The sequence below is a fragment of the Methylobacterium mesophilicum genome, from assembly GCF_036441335.1.
Taxonomy (GTDB): domain Bacteria; phylum Pseudomonadota; class Alphaproteobacteria; order Rhizobiales; family Beijerinckiaceae; genus Methylobacterium; species Methylobacterium mesophilicum_B.
The window spans coordinates 1-15,933 of sequence record NZ_MLBW01000041.1; the positions used below are offsets into that span (position 1 = coordinate 1).

The following is a 15,933-nucleotide window of genomic DNA, read 5'->3' on the forward strand; positions in this document are numbered from 1 at the left end:
CCGCATCATCGGCGGTCGGGCGCCAGGGTGCAGATCCGCACGCCGGGGGGCGGAGGCCATGGCGCGCCGGCGAAGCGCGGAGGCCGCCCGCGGGCGCGACCGCGCCAAGGGATACGTCGACGCGGGCGGCGGAAGTCCTGGAGGACAGGATCCTCGAACTCGGGCCCGAGAGCGTGATGGCCTTCGTGGCCGTGCCGGTGGTGGGCGCCACCGCGGGCGCGGTCCCGCCGGTGGCGGACTGCTTCAAGCGCGTGCGCGCGATTTGCGGCCGCTACGGCGTGCTTCTGATCCTCGACGATGTGATGTGCGACATGGGCCGCACCGGCACCCGCGCGGTTCCAGCCGCAGCGAAGTCTCGCAAGTCCGTGATCCGAACCCACCGGGCCCGACGGTGCCCCCTCTCCAGGGCTGTATGACTTACCCAACGGCGGAGTTGGCGAGGCGGGGGTGCTTGGACCGAAGGGCGCCAGCCGCTACCCTGACGCAAGCTACCGGATCCGCCATGCCCAGCAGCTCCTCGCTCTCAGGTCTGATCAAGTGGCTCACGCGCGAGGAGTGGCGGGAGCCCTTCGAGGAAGCACTCTGGCTGCATGTCGGACCAGCGTGCGAGCAGACCAACCTGGAGCTGGAGGACTTGGAGAGCCTCCTCGGTCCGGCGCAGTTCATGACGCTGTGGGGCTGCGCCTTCGAGGATTTCCTCACCCGTACCGTTGAGCCCGACTCGGCCAACTTGGTCGATTCGTACCTCAAGCGCCGCGGCTGGAAGGAGCCGGTCGCCAACAGGCGGTACATGGGGGCGCTGCGCCGCTCCGTGATGAGCCTGTACGAGGTCAGCGGGCTCGTGCCCGGAGAGAGCTTCCTGGCCCGTGATCTGGTCCGCCGCGGCGAGCCGGTCCGCGTCACGGAGCGGACCGCCAGCCGGACCCTGGTGCCCTGGGAGCGGATCGGAGCCCGGATCATCGAACTCGGTGGTTCGCACGTCATGGCGGGTGGGGTGCTCTCCTTCGGGCACGACGCCTCGGAGGACGTGATGCGCATCCTGAAGCATTCGGCCAAGCGCGCGGGTCGTGAGTTCGAGAAGCTTGCGCGGAAGGGTGACCTGCCGGCCGGAGCCGACCGGAGTGTCCTGGGCACCATCCTCCTGACCGATGCGGCGCCAGTGTTCACGAATCTTTGGCTCGCCGACGTGCTGCCTCGGCTGCTGGATCACAGCCTGCCAACCCTGGTGAACAGCGAGGGCGCCGAGATCGCCTTCCACACCGTGCGGTACCCTCTGCTGCCAGAAGTGGATGCGGCTGAGGTGAGGGCACGGCTGCGTACCGTGCCGATGCTGCAGGCGGAGACCGATACATTCTGGAACTGGCTCGAACCGGAGCCCCGTTCGGTTCCGCGGCCGCGGAGCACGGGCACGACCGGCACCCAAGCAACACAGACCTACAGCGTGACGCTCGAGAACGGGGTCACGGTGCTGGGCACCATCGAGTTGACTGACACCGGCTTGCTGGTGAGCGTCAACTCGGCGGATCGAGCCGCACGGGCGCGAGCGTTCCTCACGCCACTGCTGGACGGCCTGGCGCGCCCGCCGCTGACGGAAATCCAGACCGTCGAGCAAATGATGACCTCATCGACGGATCGTCCGGCATCGCCTGCAGAGGAGCTTCCTGGCGAGCTGCAAACGAGCCTGGTGCACGAGGGGCTGAGCGGCATCTACCGAGTTGCGCTCGATCAGCCGGTCGGCATGCTGGGCGGCAAGACCCCTCGCGCCAGCGTGCGGACGAGGCTGGGTCGCGACAAGACGGCGGCTTGGCTGAAGTTCTTGGAGGCTGAGAGCAGGCGTGGCCGCACGCCCGATGATCCGATGGCGAGCTACGACTTCGGCTGGATGTGGGCCGAGCTCGGCATCACCGACCTGTGCCGGTGAACCGATCTTCCTATAGTGAGAGACATTTCGATCGCTCACCAGTTGATGACAAACCGAGCTGAACGCTGTCCGCCACGCCGCATTCTGTCCGGCATGGCCGCAGCTGACAGCGAAGACATCCGCCTGGAGCCAGCTGAGTCCCCGCCTCTGCGATAAAGACGACACTCAGGTGCCGTGGTCAGATTGAGGCGCCTTCGAACACTGACTCGCACGATGATTAAACGTGGACGATACCGCTCCTTTCTGGGCGAAATCCTGAATTGTGCCATCTGAATGCTAGGCTAAAATTCGGATCAAAATCAGAACATCTAGCCCGAGATTGTGTCTCAGAGGACGGAGCGCTTCGACATCCGTACGGTCTTCTTCTGCTGCCCATCGACGTTTGCGCGGTCAAAAGCGCTCGCCGACCATATCCTCGCTCTTGGCCCATAGAGCCCGCGCGCGCTCCGGGTCCAGCGCGTAAGAGCGCACGCCTTCGCTTACCGGGTTGATCAACCCGTCCGTCACCTCGGAGACATGACAGTTCTCGCAGTAGCGGCCGCCGACATCCTCCGTTCGCGCCACGAAGCCGGCCCATACCGATGTGGCCGCACCTTGCGGGATGGTCTTCCACGCGAACGCCGGCTTGCCGGTTGCTGCAAGGTCGGCGTTGATCCGCTCGACGATCCGGTCGATGGCGTCCTGGCCCAGATGCCGACCGAGCTCGGTCTTGATGCCGCCGGGATGGAGCGCCGTCGCCCGCACGCCATGCCCCTGGTGCCGCCGGTCGAACTCCACCGCGAATTGGATGTTGGCCGTCTTCGAGCGCCCATAGGCCACCATTGGGTCGTAGAGCGTGCGCTCGAAGCCCGGGTCGTCGAGATCCGGTTCCGCGTAGCGGTGACCGGACGAGGCGACCATGACCAGCCGGCCGCCGTCCCGGATCAGGGACGCGATCCGGTTGACGAGGACGAAGTGGCCCAGGTGGTTGGTGCCGAACTGCGTCTCGAAGCCGTCGGCCGTGCGACCCAGGGGGGTAGCCATGACGCCGGCGTTGGCGATGACAACGTCGAAAGGCCTGCCGTGAGCCAGCAGCGCGTCCGCACAGCCGCGAACGCTCGCCAGAGAGGCGAGATCGAGCGCGATCAGTTCGAGACTTCCATCCTTCGCCACCTGTTCGCGGACCGCACCCGTCGCCGCCTCGGCCTTGGCCAGGTTCCGCGCCGTGCCGACGACCTGCGCGCCGTGCGCAGCAAGAGCACGGGCCGTCTCGATGCCCAGCCCCGCCGAGACGCCGGTGACGAGCACGCGCTTTCCGCTGAGATCGACGCCTGCAAGCACCTCGTCGGTGGTCGAGGTCGCCCCGAATGATGCAGCCATGGTGCTCTCCTTGGCAGTGGACACACCTCTCCGGTCGCCGGCGGAGCCATTGTTCGACGGCCTGCGACTCTGTAACAGGAGGGAGCCTCCGCTTAAATACGGAGGATCCCTCCGTTTAGCAAGGGGCGTTCTCCTCGTGGCCGATGAGGGTCCCCATCCGACAGCCCGCAGGCCGCGGGCCGACGCCCAGCGCAATCGTACGCGGCTGCTCGACACGGCCAAAGCTGTCTTCGCCGAGAAGGGCGCGTCCGCCGGCCTGGAGGAGATCGCGCGAGCGGCTGGCGTCGGCATCGGCACGCTCTACCGGCACTTCCCGACGCGCGACGCCCTGGTCGAGGCGGTCTACAGGAACGAGACCGCGCAGCTCGCCGCGTCCGCCGACCGACTGGCGGCCACACGGCCCCCGGTGGATGCCTTGCGCGAATGGATGCTGATGTTCGTCGACTACATGGCGACCAAGCAGGGCATGTCGGAGGTCCTCAGCGCCATGGCCGATGGACCGTCCGGCCTGTACGCCGCTTCCGGCGCCCAGATGAAGCAGGCCATGGCCATGCTGTGCGACAGGGCGGTCGTCGCAGGGGAGATCCGACTTGACATGGATCCGCTCGACCTGTTGCGGGCGGTGGCCGGCGTGGCCAACATCAGCTCTGGACCGGCCTGGAAGCAGTCGGCCAGGCGCCTCGTCGAGGTCCTGGTTGCAGGGCTTGGACGAGACGGTCAAGGCGACCCGGCGGGCTAGATCCGGCTCGTCGGCGCCTGCAAACGGCAGGCCCGGTTCCACGATGAAGCGAGGGCAACTTTACAGTCTGCCTTCGTGCCTGCGCGGGCTTCCTGATGAACGAGCCCTCGACGGGGCGAGAGCGGGCGCGCCGAAGTCTTGGCGCGGGACCTGCGCGCGCTGACCGGTCAGATGTGCGAGAAGGGGTGGGAAACTGAATATGTCGTGATCGAGCAAGTGCCGCCGGCGGCCGGGCCGCAGGTCGCGAAGGAGAGAGGCTGGCCAGCGTTCGCCGACTTCGACGGCGCCGCTTCCACCGAGGCCAGCCCTGGTTACAGGAAAGGAACGCTGCGCATCGACGTCGACTCTATCGAAATGCACAAGGTGCGGCGGCTCGAAGTCGAAACCACGGAGTTCGACGTCCGCCACCATCGTTGGGAGAAACGCGACCCGACTTCTGAGCCGCTGCGGCCAGCATCGTCAACGAAAGTACCGGGTCTTCGCTCGCATCGCGTCGATAGGGGCATCGCGGGACGGCGGCCCCGCGGCAGGGGTCGGGCGAGACGCAAGGCTGGGCAGCAGGGCAAGGCTTTCCCTTCCCGGCTTCCGACGGATGCCTCGGGAGACGCGGGTTCAGGCTGCCCGGCGCCTGCCGCCTGGGCCTCAAGCGAACAGCTTACGGTCCTTGATCTTGCGCGGGTCGGAATAGTCCTCCGCCCACCAGGGCGCGCCGCCCGCCGCCGGAGGCCGCTGCAGCTTGAGCTTCAGGCCTTCCCTCTTCGCAGCCTTGCGGGCGACGCGGAACTGGTAGTGGTCGATGATCCGCACCGCTTCGATCATGTAGGATGTCGCTACCCGCCGATCGCGCACCAGCACCAGGTTCTCGCCGTTCTGCCCGTCAGCGGCTTTCGACATATTGTACGAGCCGAGATAGGTGCGTGCCGTTTCCGTGTCGAAGTCGATCACTAGGAACTTGTGGTGCATGTGCGCGCCGCCGCCGCCGCTCGGCTCCTCGCGAAAGGGGCTCGGCGCATTCTTGTCGAGCGCCGCCACATAGGTCGGCGGCAGATTGGAACTGCCGACAGCCACCTCGACGCCAGTGCGCTTGTCGGAGATCCCCGCCACGAAGACATCGTCGTCGCCCGACTTGGCCTTCAAGGCGTCGCGGATGACGCCCGGCGTGATGTTGAGGAAGGCGAGCGAGTAGAACAGCGAACTTTCGGCCGCTGTGACATCGTCGGCGATGCCTTGCAGGACGGAGTTCTGGCTGTCGTGCGGCGAGAACGCGATCTTCGCGTCGACGCCGCCGATCTGAAGGTCCGACCAGCCGGCCGATGTGCTCTTGCCGAAGCCCTCGGGCGCATTCCAGTATTGGTCGAACGCGGCTTCGAACACATCCACCGCGGGCTGCCCCTCAACGACAAAGGCGTTGTTGTTCTGAACGTAGAAGCCGCGCCAGCTCATGTTGGTCGAACCGCAGAGCACGCGCTTCACTGCATCGCCGTTCACGACCATGATCTTATTGTGCTGGAGCGACTGCATGTGCTGTCGCCGAACCTGGATGCCGGCCGCCATCAGCCGCTGCTCCGCCTTGTCCTCCGCCGCGCCCTTGCCGTGGTGATCCTTGGAATCGTCGATAATGATCCTGACACGCGGACCGAGCGCCACGATCCGCCGCATGATCTCGGGAAGGTTGAAGTCGAACGCGACGACGCCGACCTTGGCGCTCTCGTCCGCGACGGCGGCGTCCAGCAGGGCGACGATCTCGCGCCGGGCCTCGAAGCCCATCCAGGCGTAAGCGTCGACCGCGTCTTTGTGGGTCGGTTTGAAGTCCAGCCCGTCGCTGGCCTTGCCAGGCAGCAGCGTGTTGACCGGACCATCGTGCTCGTAGTGGTCGACGAAGGCCTGCGAGGAGATGAAGCCGCGGGTGAAGGCCACGTTGAGCGCGCCGGGCACCGTCTCGCGCGCCAGGACGATGTCGGCGGTCTGTGCGACGCCGTAGCTCAGCGCGCCATCCTCCCCCATGAACACCGGCTTCACCCGATAGCTGAAGGCGCCGTCAAGCTGGGCGTTGCGCGCGAAATGCACCCACCGGAACTTCTGGATTGGGGCGACCAGCGTCGAGTAGGTCGGCGGCCGCGCGGCGCTCGGCGTGTCACCAGCGTTGCTTTCAAAGGTGAGCCGGTTCTTGAGCGGGAAGAACCTGGAGCCGTTCGGCTCGCGGTACTCGATCGCGAAACCGATGAAGTCGTCTGGCGGCTGCCCCTTCCTCCAGTTCATCGCCAGGAGCGCCATGCCCTCGCCGCGATGGATCTTGAGCGTGAAGAGAGCCGCGGCGACATTTCCTTCGACTTGGAAGGGTCCGGACATCGGCCGAGTTCCTCCTTCTGGGCTGACGCGCCCTAGTCGACCCACTCGAACGTCGGGCAGGCGGTCTCGCCGCCTCCGGCGGCCACCGGCGTCGCCATGAGCTCACGCGCGGTCGACGTCATGCCGTGCATGCCGTTCATGATCGCGGTATAGAGTCCCTTGGGATGCCCGTTCACCGCCTCTTCGAGCTGACGGAGCATCATCGTGTATCGGCGGTTGAAGGCGTCGTTCAGCACCGCAGCTCTGGAATCGGCCGGATAGTCTGACGCCTTGGCGTTCGAGCGGATCGGGTAGACGCCGGTATAGTCGACCTCGAGTCGAGGTCCGGACGGCGCGCCGCGCGGGTCGTCCGTGTCGAGGTAGTGCCGCTCGTGGAAGATTTCGCTGAAACGGTAATAGTGGCCCATGCCGAGTGGCTCGCCCGCCGTCTTGGCGAACGCCGCCTGTGACCAGGGCCATGCGCCTTCGCCCTGCTCGATGACGGTAGCGAGCGCCAGCTTCGCCGTTGCGAGATCGCGCACGGCGGTGATCGCGCCGCCGCCGGCCCAGAAGTAGTCGGCTTCGAGCTGGCGGGCCGGATCGCCGCTGAAGAGCGCGCCGGGCGTCGCGGCGTCCAGCTCCTCCAAGAGCGTGAGGATCCCGGCGTAGAACTCGCCGATGGTCGGTGCGGGGACGTCGATTTCGGCGCGCAGCCAGTTGGCGCGGAACTTGGGCTGTTGCGGCTGCTCGATCTTCATGAAGGTCGCGATCGCGCCCTTGGAGAACGGCGCGAGATCAATCGGGAAGCGGCGGTCGGCGAAGGCGCGGCCTTCGAAGGTCATCTGCAGCGGATAGGCCGGACAGTTCTCCCGTGTGAGTCGAGGGGTGCCGCCGACCGCGTTGATGACATTAGCGACAAGCGCGAAGTGCAGCATTTCCTCCATGGCGACGCCGCGGATCAGGTCCGCCGCCTCGCGGTTCTTCGGACGTCTGATGCTGAGCAGCGCGACAAGATAGGGCGGGAGCGTCGACCATTCGAGTTCGAGCGCGAGCTGCAGCCGCTCCACGAGCGTGGTGCGCTTGGCTTCGACTGACGGGTCACTCATGAGCCGCCCCCGCCGGTGAGATGATCTCCCAGCCGGAACGCGAGGGCGGTCAGCGTCAGCGTCGGGTTGACCGCGCCAAGGTTTGGAAACACGGCGTTCGAGATCACCCAGAGATTGTCGGTGCCGTGGACGCGGAGGTCGGCGTCGACGACGCCCGTCGCCTCGGCATCGCTCATGCGGCAGACGGCGGCCGCATGGTCGGCTCGCCAAGAGATGCTGGGCTTGTCGACGAGCGGCGCTCCCATCGCGTCAAAGATAGTCGCGACTTTCGCCTGGACTTCGGACATCCGGTCATCGAAGGCTTTGTCCTTGGTGTAGTCTACCACCGTGGTCGGCAGGCCCACTCGGTTGATGTCCTTGTCGTTGCGGACGCGATTGTCGAAATGCCCGAAGACCTCGATCATTCCGTGCAGCTGGATCTTGTTCGGACCCGCAAGGCCGCTGTCGATCTCGGCGCGCGAGAGCCCGCGCTGCATCGACTGGACGATCGAGTAGGCCACCGTCTCGGGAGGCGCGACCAGGACGAACTTGCCCTTCTCCTGCTCGGCCTCGCTGTCGAAATGTCGTGAGACGAGCGTCGGGAAGTTCATCTCGGCCTGCAGGCGCTCCGGGTTCCTGGGCAGCGTCGCCGTGAAGATGAAGTACGGATGCGTGATCAGGTGACGGCCGACCAGGTCGTGGGCGTTGCCGACGCCCTGGGGCCAGTCAGCGGTCGTCGACCGCAGGAGGAGTTTCGCCGACTCGATCGCGCCGGCCGCGACGATCACGCGGTCTGCCTCGACCGTCACGTGATCGCCCGTCTCGCGGTCCCAATAAACGGCGCCCGATGCGCGACGCTTGTTGGCCATGGTGATGGTCTGGACCAACGCCCCGAGCTTCACGCTCAGGCCGGGATAGTCGTTCCACTCGCGAAGGTCATCGAGATAGTTGCACGCGGCGTAGCGCGCGCCGAACGGGCAGTACTTGCAGGTCCCCGTCGTCTGGCAGGGCGCATGGCGCGAGGGGATCGGCGACACGCCGCGACGGGCGATCGGCATGTGGCCGTAGGCGACGCCCGCCCGGTCCATCGCATCGGCGACGGGTTTGTCCTCCAGCGTCAGCGGGAAGTGCGCGAACGGGTAGTGCCTGCTTCGCGGCAGGAGCCCGTCATGGGAGTCCCCGGAGACGGCAAGGTGGTCCTCAGCCCGGCAGTAGAAGGGTTCGAGGTGCTCGTAGGGAAAAGGCCAGTCGAGGGCTTCCTTTCGCTTCGCTTGGAGCCGGAAGTCCTCAGGCTTGAGACGGAACGACCAGCCGCCCCAGTGGAGCGTGGAGCCGCCATAGGCGAACACGCGGGCGCCGGCGAGCGGCATGTCCGTTCCCCCCGCGCTGACATTCTCGCCCGGGAAGTCGCGCTGGGGATAGTTGAGGTCCTTGTAGGGATCGTAGGGCAGCCGGCCGGTGATGAGGTAATTCTCCCACAAGCCGAAATCCTTGGTCTTCACGCGGGTGCCGGCCTCGAGGATCAGCACGGACGCTTCGGCGTCCCCTTCCAGAAGCCTTTGCGCCACGACCGTGGCGGCGACGCCAGAGCCGATGATGAGCGTGCCAACTTTCAGGGTCACGGCCGGACCCGGTAGGGCGTAGGCTCCTCGGCAATGTTCGCACCGCCGAAGTAGCCGCAGTAGTTGAGCGCGCCGAAGGTCTTGAACCCGCCGAGCGCGAGCCGCAGCGCGATGAACTCGTTGGCGACGAACCGCTGGAGCGACTCAAGGGGGGTCGAGGGCAGGCCGGCCGGAGCGATGCGCGGTTTGTCCGAAAAGATTTTGTCGAACGCCCGCTGTGCGCCATGCGTCGCGAACAGTTCGTCGAGCATGGCGGCGCCTTCGCGATAATAGCCTGTGTAAAGGGGGTCGATGTCGATCCGATTCTGCAGGAAGATCTGGAACCGGAGCCGATGGGCCGAAGCATCGTCGCCGAGCGTCCAGTGGTCTCCGACCGCGACGAACAGGGACCATAGCGTGTCCTGCACCTGGGACGGCAGGCCCCCTGGCGCCGAGCTCAACGGGTGGACGGCTTTGGTCTGATACACTCCGGGGCCTCCGAAGCACGACGAGACGCACCAGCTTTGGCTAGCATTTATTGCATCAAACCGACAGGGTGTTCGTGAGCTTCGCGTCCTGATCGAGACCTCGCTCAAGGCACCCTGGGCCGAAGCCTGCAAGCTGCAGCGGCCGCTGCCGGACGGAACGCTGCAGGTGATGGTATTGGTGCGAGGCAGACGGGCCAGGGGAGGCGCTCTCCGCATGCGAAGTCAAGGTTTACTGCGTCAGCATCGCGCAGAGTTGCTGGAACTCGGTTGCCGGAAAGCCGGTGCGATCGTCCGTCGAGTGCGACGCCGGTTGATCGCCAACCTCAAGATGCGTGAGCAGGCGTCCGAAGTCCACGTTCAGGTCGATGCGCGTTCCTATGTCCGTCCCCCGTCTCTTCTTGACGGACAAACTGCGCGTCGAAGCACATAAGAATGCGGGAAAGTCCGTCATCGTCCGTGATGAAATCCGAACGGAGAAAACCGCCTTTACCTGATCTTCCCGCTTGCTCGATTTGCAGTTTAAGCGACGCGAAGCGCCCGATCACAGGGATGTCGGCCAAGGCGTTCTCAGCGTTGAATTGACCCGGGCCCGCTTTGGACTGCCGATGGGCCGGTTCTGAACTTCTCCACCGCCCGCCGGCCGGGGAGTGGATGAATGGGGACAGGAAGCCCTGTCGAGCCGACCCGAGAGGGGATCGGCGCGAAGCGTCGACTCCACCGTTCACAGGAAGACGGCTGGGGCAGGCGGAATCCGGACGCGTGGGAGAATCCGGGACGCACTGAGGACGCGCACAGGACTCGGCGTGGCCAAGGCGTTGTCGCATCGTCCGGTTCCTGCAGGATGGAGCAAATCCTTTAAAGTCCCGTTAACGGCACTGTCAAAAGGCGTTGGAACGGGACCCCGGATCGGCGTGCAATCGGGGCTCTGACTCACTCTCGCTGATGCCGTCGGCGTTGAGGTTGCGGATATCCACGATGGAGCCGCAGCATGCGCCCTCGCTTCAGGCCGTCGAGCCTCGTACCTGCCGGCTTCGTCGTCGATCACCTCGATGTCGGCATTGATCGGATCGGTCTGGTCGTGAGGTCCGGATCTTCGGCGGCGACTTGCCCAGACTGCTGTACCGCTTCACGTCGCATCCAAAGCCGCTACCAGCGCCGTGCCGCCGACCTGCCGCTTAGTGGTCGGCGCGTCGAACTCCAAGTCATGGTGAGACGCTTCTGGTGTGACGCAGCGGCCTGTGGGCGGAAGATCTTCGCCGAGCGCTTCTCCGAGGACGTCCTGCCTACCTTCGCGCGACGCACCTCGCGGCTGGAGCAGATCGTCCATCACCTTGGGCTCGCACTCGGTGGTCGGCCCGGTGCAGGCCTCGCTCAGCGCCTGATGCTGCCCGTCAGCAGGGACACGCTCCTGCGCGTAATCCGCCGTCGGGCGACGACACACGCCGATCCACCCAACGTCATCGGCATCGACGACTTCGCCTGGCGGCGCAACCACCGCTACGGCACCCTCGTCTGCGATCTCGAACGCCGCCGCATCGTAGCGCTCCTGCCCGACCGCGAGCAGGCCACCGCACAGACATGGCTGAAGATGAACGGCTCGATCCGGATCGTCGCCCGCGACCGCGGGGGTGGGTATGGCGAGGCCATCGCCCGTGCTCTGCCACAGGCCATCCAGGTCGCCGACCGGTGGCACCTCATGGAGAATGCCAGCCGTGGCTTCCTCGATGCCGTGCGCAGGTCGATGCGACAGGTGCGCGAGGTCGTCGGCGCAGCCACGATCGATCCGGCGCTGCTCACTGCAGCCGAGCGCATCCAGTACGAGGGTTACCTGCGGCGGGAGGAGGCGGACGCAGCCATCCGCGCGCTCGCCGAGGCAGGCGTTCCGATCCGCCAGATCTGCCAACGTCTTGGCCACAGCCGCAAGGTGGTGCGTGCGGTCCTGCGTGGGGAGCGTACCGACGTCTTCCGGGTCCGCCAGAGTTCGCTCGACGCCTATCTGCCCTGGCTCGATGCCCAGTGGGATGCCGGCAGCCGCAACGCGACCGAACTTTGGCGCCTGGCGAAGGGACAAGGCTTCCGGGGATCGCTGCGTGTGGTCGGGGAATGGGCGACGCGGCGTCGACGCGCCGAGCAGGCCAAGATCGAACGGCTGCAGCGTGTGCCGTCGGCACGAACCCTGGCGCGATGGCTGACGACAGGTCGCGACCGCTTGACCAAGGCGGAGACGCTGACCGTGGCTGCCGTCGAGGACGGCGTGCCGGCGCTGGTCGAGGCGCGTGAGGTGGTGGGCGCTTTCCAGACGATGGTCCGAGCGATGGCGCCGGACAGGCTCGAATGGTGGCTCTCGCGTGCTGGCCCAGGCCTCGTCACCTCGTTCGCCCGCGGTGTCGGTCAGGACCGAACTGCGGTTCTGGCAGCGATCACGCTGCCATGGTCGAACGGCCAGACAGAAGGGCAAATCACCAAACTCAAGCTGGTGAAGCGCCAGATGTACGGCCGCGGCAAGATCGACCTGTTGCAAGCTCGCCTGATCGGCTTCACCTCCGGATGATCAGCGAAAGTGCGCCAGAGCCCTTATTCCACGCCTAATCACAACGGCACCGCCCCGGGGACGGCCTGTGGACCGCGCCGCGCTCCCGTCCTTCAGCGCCTAACAGAAGAAACAGACTCCTAGATTCTCAGTTCTGTTTTGGGGGCCCCCTGGGTGGGGACAGCGCATCCGGCCCGATGGGGCGGCCGAAGTCGAAAGGTAGCCACCTTCACCGCATCGGGATCGAGGGCGCAGCGACCTCGGATCGGGAGATCCCGTAGTCCGTCGGCGAAACCGTGCGGCAGCCAGATCCAGGCAGGGCTCAGCTTCTGCCTACCCTCGGGCAGATGCAGCTTGGCGACTTTGACCTACCGAGGAGCGGCGCCGTCTCGAACGGTTCCCGGTCGCCCGGCCCCGTGTCGTTCAGGTCGGCACGGTTCATCGTCTGGCGCCGATAGCAAGCTGCGACCGGCCCATTCCCGAATGGATCGGCATCGGCGCATCGCTCGCAGTTGGTAGTCACGAGCGGGAGACCGGTCTTTCTCACCGGCATCAGGGCCGCACGCGAGCGATCCGGATATGGCCGCTGGAGGAGAGGAGGCTGGGCAAGCGCATCGAAGGGCTCTGGACCGCGTGCAAGCCGAGGCACGCCGCCGCGAGCCCCCTCCGGGCCGTGCCGTCGGCCGCGGGGGCGCAACCGGCGAGCCGGTTGCCGCCGTCACGCCCCGGGGTCGTCCCGCCCGCGGATAATCGCGACATCCATCACGTCGCCCGGGAGCCTCTCGGGCGGCGCCGAGCGGGCGGCGATCGCCTGCCCTCGCGCGAGGCCCGCCGCGGTCAGCTCGGCCCCGGCAACGATCCCGTCGGCGGTCCTCACGATGGAGGCGAGACCCTGGGCCTCCAGGGCCTCGAGCGCGCGCACGATGCGCTTCCTCACCGCCCGTCCGCCGTCGTTCGTCGCCGCGATCCCGGTCGCGGCGCGGGCCACCGTCTTTCCGAGGAGCTCGAGCCCGAATTTCAGATCCCCGTTCATGCTCATCTCCGTGCCGACCCGAGCGGCATCCCCGTGCCGGGCTTCCATTCCGGGTGGTCTCACGAAACGGTTGCAAATCGGTGGGGCGGTGCGCCCGGCTCGCGTTCGTGGCGTGACCGCTGCCGGAAACGTCGAGCGCGGCGAGAGCGGGGGCGCGAGCCCGACAGGCCTGGGATGAACGGTCTTCCGGCAACTGCCGCCTGGCCGGATCGTGCCGCGACCGCCCTTCGCCTCTCACCCACGCGCCGTACGGTCCCCGGGCAGGTCGAAATCCCCCGGATAACGCTCGTGGAAATCGATCATCGCGCCGAGGCGGCGGGCCACCTGCCCCACGTAGTCCTCGCGGTCCGACGGATCCCCCTCGAAGGACTTGACGTAATCCATCAGCGCACGTTCGTCGATCAGTCCCTTTTCGTGAAGAAAACGCGTGACGATCCCGACAACGTACACGGTTGCCTCACGCGTTTGTTCCTCGCTGCCGTCGACGGTGGCCTCCAGGATGACAAGCTTGTCTTCAAGCCTTTTGAGGCGTGCTTCGACGTTCATGACGCGCGGTTCCTTCTGTCCCCGTACGTTTGAGATTAGCGATTCGTTGTTCGCCGGGAAGCCTGTCCACGGTCAGCCGCAAGTTCGTCGCGTCGGCCCGCCCGCGCGGCCGCGACGTCATGCCGAAGGCGCCCCAGGTCCGCCACCCGACTCCGCTCGGCGGCCGAGCCGGCATTCCGCGGGATTCGGTCCTTCACGGCAAGACCTAGATGGCAGGGCCTCACGGTTTCCTCCGCAGTGGCCGTGTTCGTAGCCGCGGTCGAACCTGCAGGCGGACGAAATGAAACGGGATCCGAAGGCGGCCTGGTCTTGGCAGCAATCGGTCCAGACCCGGAAGCAGGTTTGTCCCCGCGTCCGGATCAGGTCTTCCCACCGTTGGTCATTTTACAGGTGAAGGTCCAGCGTCTTATTGGCCGACGCTTTGCGTGCCGGCTGTCACTGGTTCATCCCAGGCCAAGCCGGGGGCCAGACTGGCCGCCGCGTCGCTGGGCATGCGGTTGCCGGCATGCCGGTGTTCGAGCGGCGCTGGCCGAACGTTCAGACCGGGCTCGACCCTGGCGAAAACGCGACCACGCCGCCGGATCGGATATCGGCGCGGTCCGCCCGCCGGCGGCCGGCGTCGGCCGAGCATGCCATCGTTGCGAAGGCCGGACATCCGGACGAAAGGGCCCACGATGCACCGAGGGGCGATCCGACAGACGCGGATTGGCGCATGGGGCCGGCCCGGCTGCCGCCCGCGACCGCACCTCGGCAGGGCCGTCGGGCTGCGACGCCCGTATGGGCACGGCCCGGTCCATCCCCGCGCCTGGCCCTGGCCGACGGCGAAAGGACGCCCGGAGCGGACCGCCGCCGGATGCCGCAGGCTAGGGCGCGCGGGCAAAGTCGCCTCACGGCCTCGCGCTTCCCTCCGCGGTCTCGGGCACCGGACCCTCCTGGGGACCCGACCCGTCGACGAGGCGCCGCACCCGGGTATCGTCGAGGAAGCCCTCCCGGAACAGGGCCTCGGCGAGCCGTCCGAGCGCGGCGTACTCGTCGCGCATCAACCCCCGCGCGCGGTCGTAGGCCGCCTGCAGGCGTTCCTGTATCGGCCCAGCCAGCCAGGGCATGCGCGCCACGTCGGCGACGGCGTCGTCCCCCACGCTCACCAGGGGATGCCTGCGGGAGAAGCCCCAGCGGGCCTCCATCAGGCCGGCGACCCGCGTGGCGCTCGCCAGGTCCGAGACGGCGCCCGCGGACACCTCGCCCAACGCCTCCTCCTCGGCGGCGCGGCCGGCGAGGAGGACCGTCAGGTAGCGCTCGATCGAGCCCTCGGTCTGGTCGAGCAGGTCAGGATCGTCGAACGCCTCCGTGATCCCCCCACCCGCCTGGAGCGACAGTTCCACCCGCCCGGCGTTCCGCAGCCTGAGCACCGCCAGCCCGTGTCCCGCCTCGTGGATGGCGGCCCGAAGCCGAACCCGCGTCGGCATGCGGGGGCGCCCGTCGGCGAGGGCGGCCAGCAGGTCTGCCATGGCCATCTTCCGGCCGGCCCGGCGGGCGGTTCCCGCCGCCCGCCTCACCGCCGCGGCGACATCCGCGCCGGTCATCCCGGCGGCCTCGGCCGCTGCCGGCGTCAGGTCCGCCCGGGCCAGGGTCCTGCCCAGGCACGTTCGCAGGATGCCCCGCAGCGCGTCCGCCCCCGGGCGGCCGATCCGGACGTGGCGGTCGAGCCTCCCCGAACGGCGGATGGCCGGGTCGACGGCCTCGGGGTTGTTCGTGGCGGCGACCACGACGATGCCCTCGCGCCCCGCCGCCCCGTCCAGGATCTCGAGGAGCGCGTTGACGATCTGAGTGCCGTAGCCGCGATGATCGTGAGAGAAATTGTTCCTATCGCCGAACGAGTCGATCTCGTCGATCAGCACGACGCAGGGGGCGCGCCGCGCCGTGTCGAAGAACGCGCGCATCGCGCCGAGCGTGTGGCCGAGGTGGCCGTCGCGGGCGGCCTGCCATTGGCCGAGGGAGCCCGCCAAGAAGGGCAGCTCGGCGCTGCGGGCGAGCGCCGCCGCGAACTGCGTCTTGCCAACGCCGGGGGGGCCCGAGAGCAGGATCGAGCTCTCGCACTCCGAAAATCCGATCTCCCCCGCCCGCCAGCGGCGCAGGTCGTCGACCAGCGCCAGGCCCCAATCCCTGGCCTCGTCGTAGCCGCTGAGGTCCTCCAGGCGCGGGCCGGGCCGGGCGGGGACCTTCGCCCGGAGCAGGCGGCGCAGGGCCGCCATCGACCCGTCCGGTCCGCGCCGGGCGGCCACGGCCAGCCGCAGGTCGGAGAG

The 15,933-nt window shown here is 67.4% G+C and carries 11 protein-coding genes and 1 pseudogene; 4 read left to right on the plus strand and 8 right to left on the minus strand.

Going from position 1 to position 15,933, the window contains the following annotated elements; all coding sequences use genetic code 11:
* Positions 1-116: 116 nt before the first annotated feature.
* Both MMR14E_RS28995 and MMR14E_RS29000 read left to right on the plus strand, forming a co-directional pair.
* Positions 117-329: pseudogene (locus MMR14E_RS28995) on the plus strand (aminotransferase class III-fold pyridoxal phosphate-dependent enzyme); the annotation flags it as partial.
* Between the two features lie 173 nt (positions 330-502).
* Positions 503-1,921 carry a hypothetical protein gene (locus tag MMR14E_RS29000; RefSeq protein ID WP_331319111.1) on the plus strand — a complete coding sequence of 473 codons (1,419 nt, stop codon included), beginning with the start codon at positions 503-505 and terminating at the stop codon, positions 1,919-1,921.
* 390 nt (positions 1,922-2,311) lie between these two features.
* Here the strand turns inward: MMR14E_RS29000 and MMR14E_RS29005 are convergent, their stop codons facing one another.
* On the minus strand, positions 2,312-3,280 hold the full coding sequence (locus tag MMR14E_RS29005) for an SDR family NAD(P)-dependent oxidoreductase (protein WP_331319112.1): 969 nt from the start codon (positions 3,278-3,280) through the stop codon (positions 2,312-2,314).
* 136 nt (positions 3,281-3,416) lie between these two features.
* Between MMR14E_RS29005 and MMR14E_RS29010 the strand changes: the two genes are divergently transcribed.
* The gene (locus MMR14E_RS29010) at positions 3,417-4,019 is read left to right on the plus strand and encodes a TetR/AcrR family transcriptional regulator (RefSeq protein WP_331319113.1); all 603 of its coding nucleotides are present in this window, start codon (positions 3,417-3,419) and stop codon (positions 4,017-4,019) included.
* A gap of 642 nt (positions 4,020-4,661) precedes the next feature.
* Here MMR14E_RS29010 and MMR14E_RS29015 read toward each other — a convergent pair.
* The 4 genes from MMR14E_RS29015 to MMR14E_RS29030 are packed head-to-tail and all read right to left on the minus strand — an operon-like array spanning position 4,662 to position 9,521.
* Positions 4,662-6,368 carry a phospholipase D-like domain-containing protein gene (locus tag MMR14E_RS29015; protein ID WP_331319114.1) on the minus strand — a complete coding sequence of 569 codons (1,707 nt, stop codon included), beginning with the start codon at positions 6,366-6,368 and terminating at the stop codon, positions 4,662-4,664.
* 32 nt (positions 6,369-6,400) lie between these two features.
* Complete coding sequence (locus MMR14E_RS29020) at positions 6,401-7,453, minus strand: ferritin-like protein (protein WP_331319115.1); 1,053 nt, start codon at positions 7,451-7,453, stop codon at positions 6,401-6,403.
* A complete protein-coding gene (locus MMR14E_RS29025) occupies positions 7,450-9,054 on the minus strand; it encodes a GMC family oxidoreductase (RefSeq protein ID WP_331319116.1) in 1,605 nt (534 codons plus the stop codon). The genes MMR14E_RS29020 and MMR14E_RS29025 overlap by 4 nt, the downstream gene beginning before the upstream one ends.
* Entirely contained in the window at positions 9,051-9,521 is a 471-nt protein-coding gene (locus MMR14E_RS29030; RefSeq protein WP_331319117.1) for a hypothetical protein, read from the minus strand. Before MMR14E_RS29030 ends, MMR14E_RS29025 begins: the two co-directional genes overlap by 4 nt.
* A 988-nt stretch (positions 9,522-10,509) precedes the next feature.
* Between MMR14E_RS29030 and MMR14E_RS29035 the strand changes: the two genes are divergently transcribed.
* Positions 10,510-12,072, plus strand: coding sequence for an ISL3 family transposase (locus MMR14E_RS29035; RefSeq protein ID WP_331319119.1), 1,563 nt, complete (start codon positions 10,510-10,512; stop codon positions 12,070-12,072).
* Positions 12,073-12,769: 697 nt separating this feature from the next.
* On the opposite strand, the gene MMR14E_RS29040 is transcribed toward MMR14E_RS29035, so the two are convergent.
* The 3 genes from MMR14E_RS29040 to MMR14E_RS29050 all read right to left on the minus strand — a co-directional run.
* Entirely contained in the window at positions 12,770-13,084 is a 315-nt protein-coding gene (locus MMR14E_RS29040; protein ID WP_331319120.1) for a hypothetical protein, read from the minus strand.
* A gap of 234 nt (positions 13,085-13,318) precedes the next feature.
* Positions 13,319-13,630, minus strand: coding sequence for a hypothetical protein (locus tag MMR14E_RS29045; RefSeq protein ID WP_331319122.1), 312 nt, complete (start codon positions 13,628-13,630; stop codon positions 13,319-13,321).
* A gap of 887 nt (positions 13,631-14,517) precedes the next feature.
* Positions 14,518-15,933, minus strand: a 1,416-nt coding sequence (locus MMR14E_RS29050; protein WP_331319124.1) for an AAA family ATPase, incomplete at its 5' end; no start/stop codon positions are given.

Coding starts and splice junctions, on each gene's coding strand:
- MMR14E_RS29045 (WP_331319122.1), bottom strand. CDS start 13,630: ATGAACGTCGAAGCACGCCTCAAAAGGCTTGAAGACAAGCTTGTCATC.
- MMR14E_RS29005 (WP_331319112.1), bottom strand. CDS start 3,280: ATGGCTGCATCATTCGGGGCGACCTCGACCACCGACGAGGTGCTTGCA.
- MMR14E_RS29000 (WP_331319111.1), top strand. CDS start 503: ATGCCCAGCAGCTCCTCGCTCTCAGGTCTGATCAAGTGGCTCACGCGC.
- MMR14E_RS29035 (WP_331319119.1), top strand. CDS start 10,510: ATGCGCCCTCGCTTCAGGCCGTCGAGCCTCGTACCTGCCGGCTTCGTC.
- MMR14E_RS29015 (WP_331319114.1), bottom strand. CDS start 6,368: ATGTCCGGACCCTTCCAAGTCGAAGGAAATGTCGCCGCGGCTCTCTTC.
- MMR14E_RS29020 (WP_331319115.1), bottom strand. CDS start 7,453: ATGAGTGACCCGTCAGTCGAAGCCAAGCGCACCACGCTCGTGGAGCGG.
- MMR14E_RS29040 (WP_331319120.1), bottom strand. CDS start 13,084: ATGAACGGGGATCTGAAATTCGGGCTCGAGCTCCTCGGAAAGACGGTG.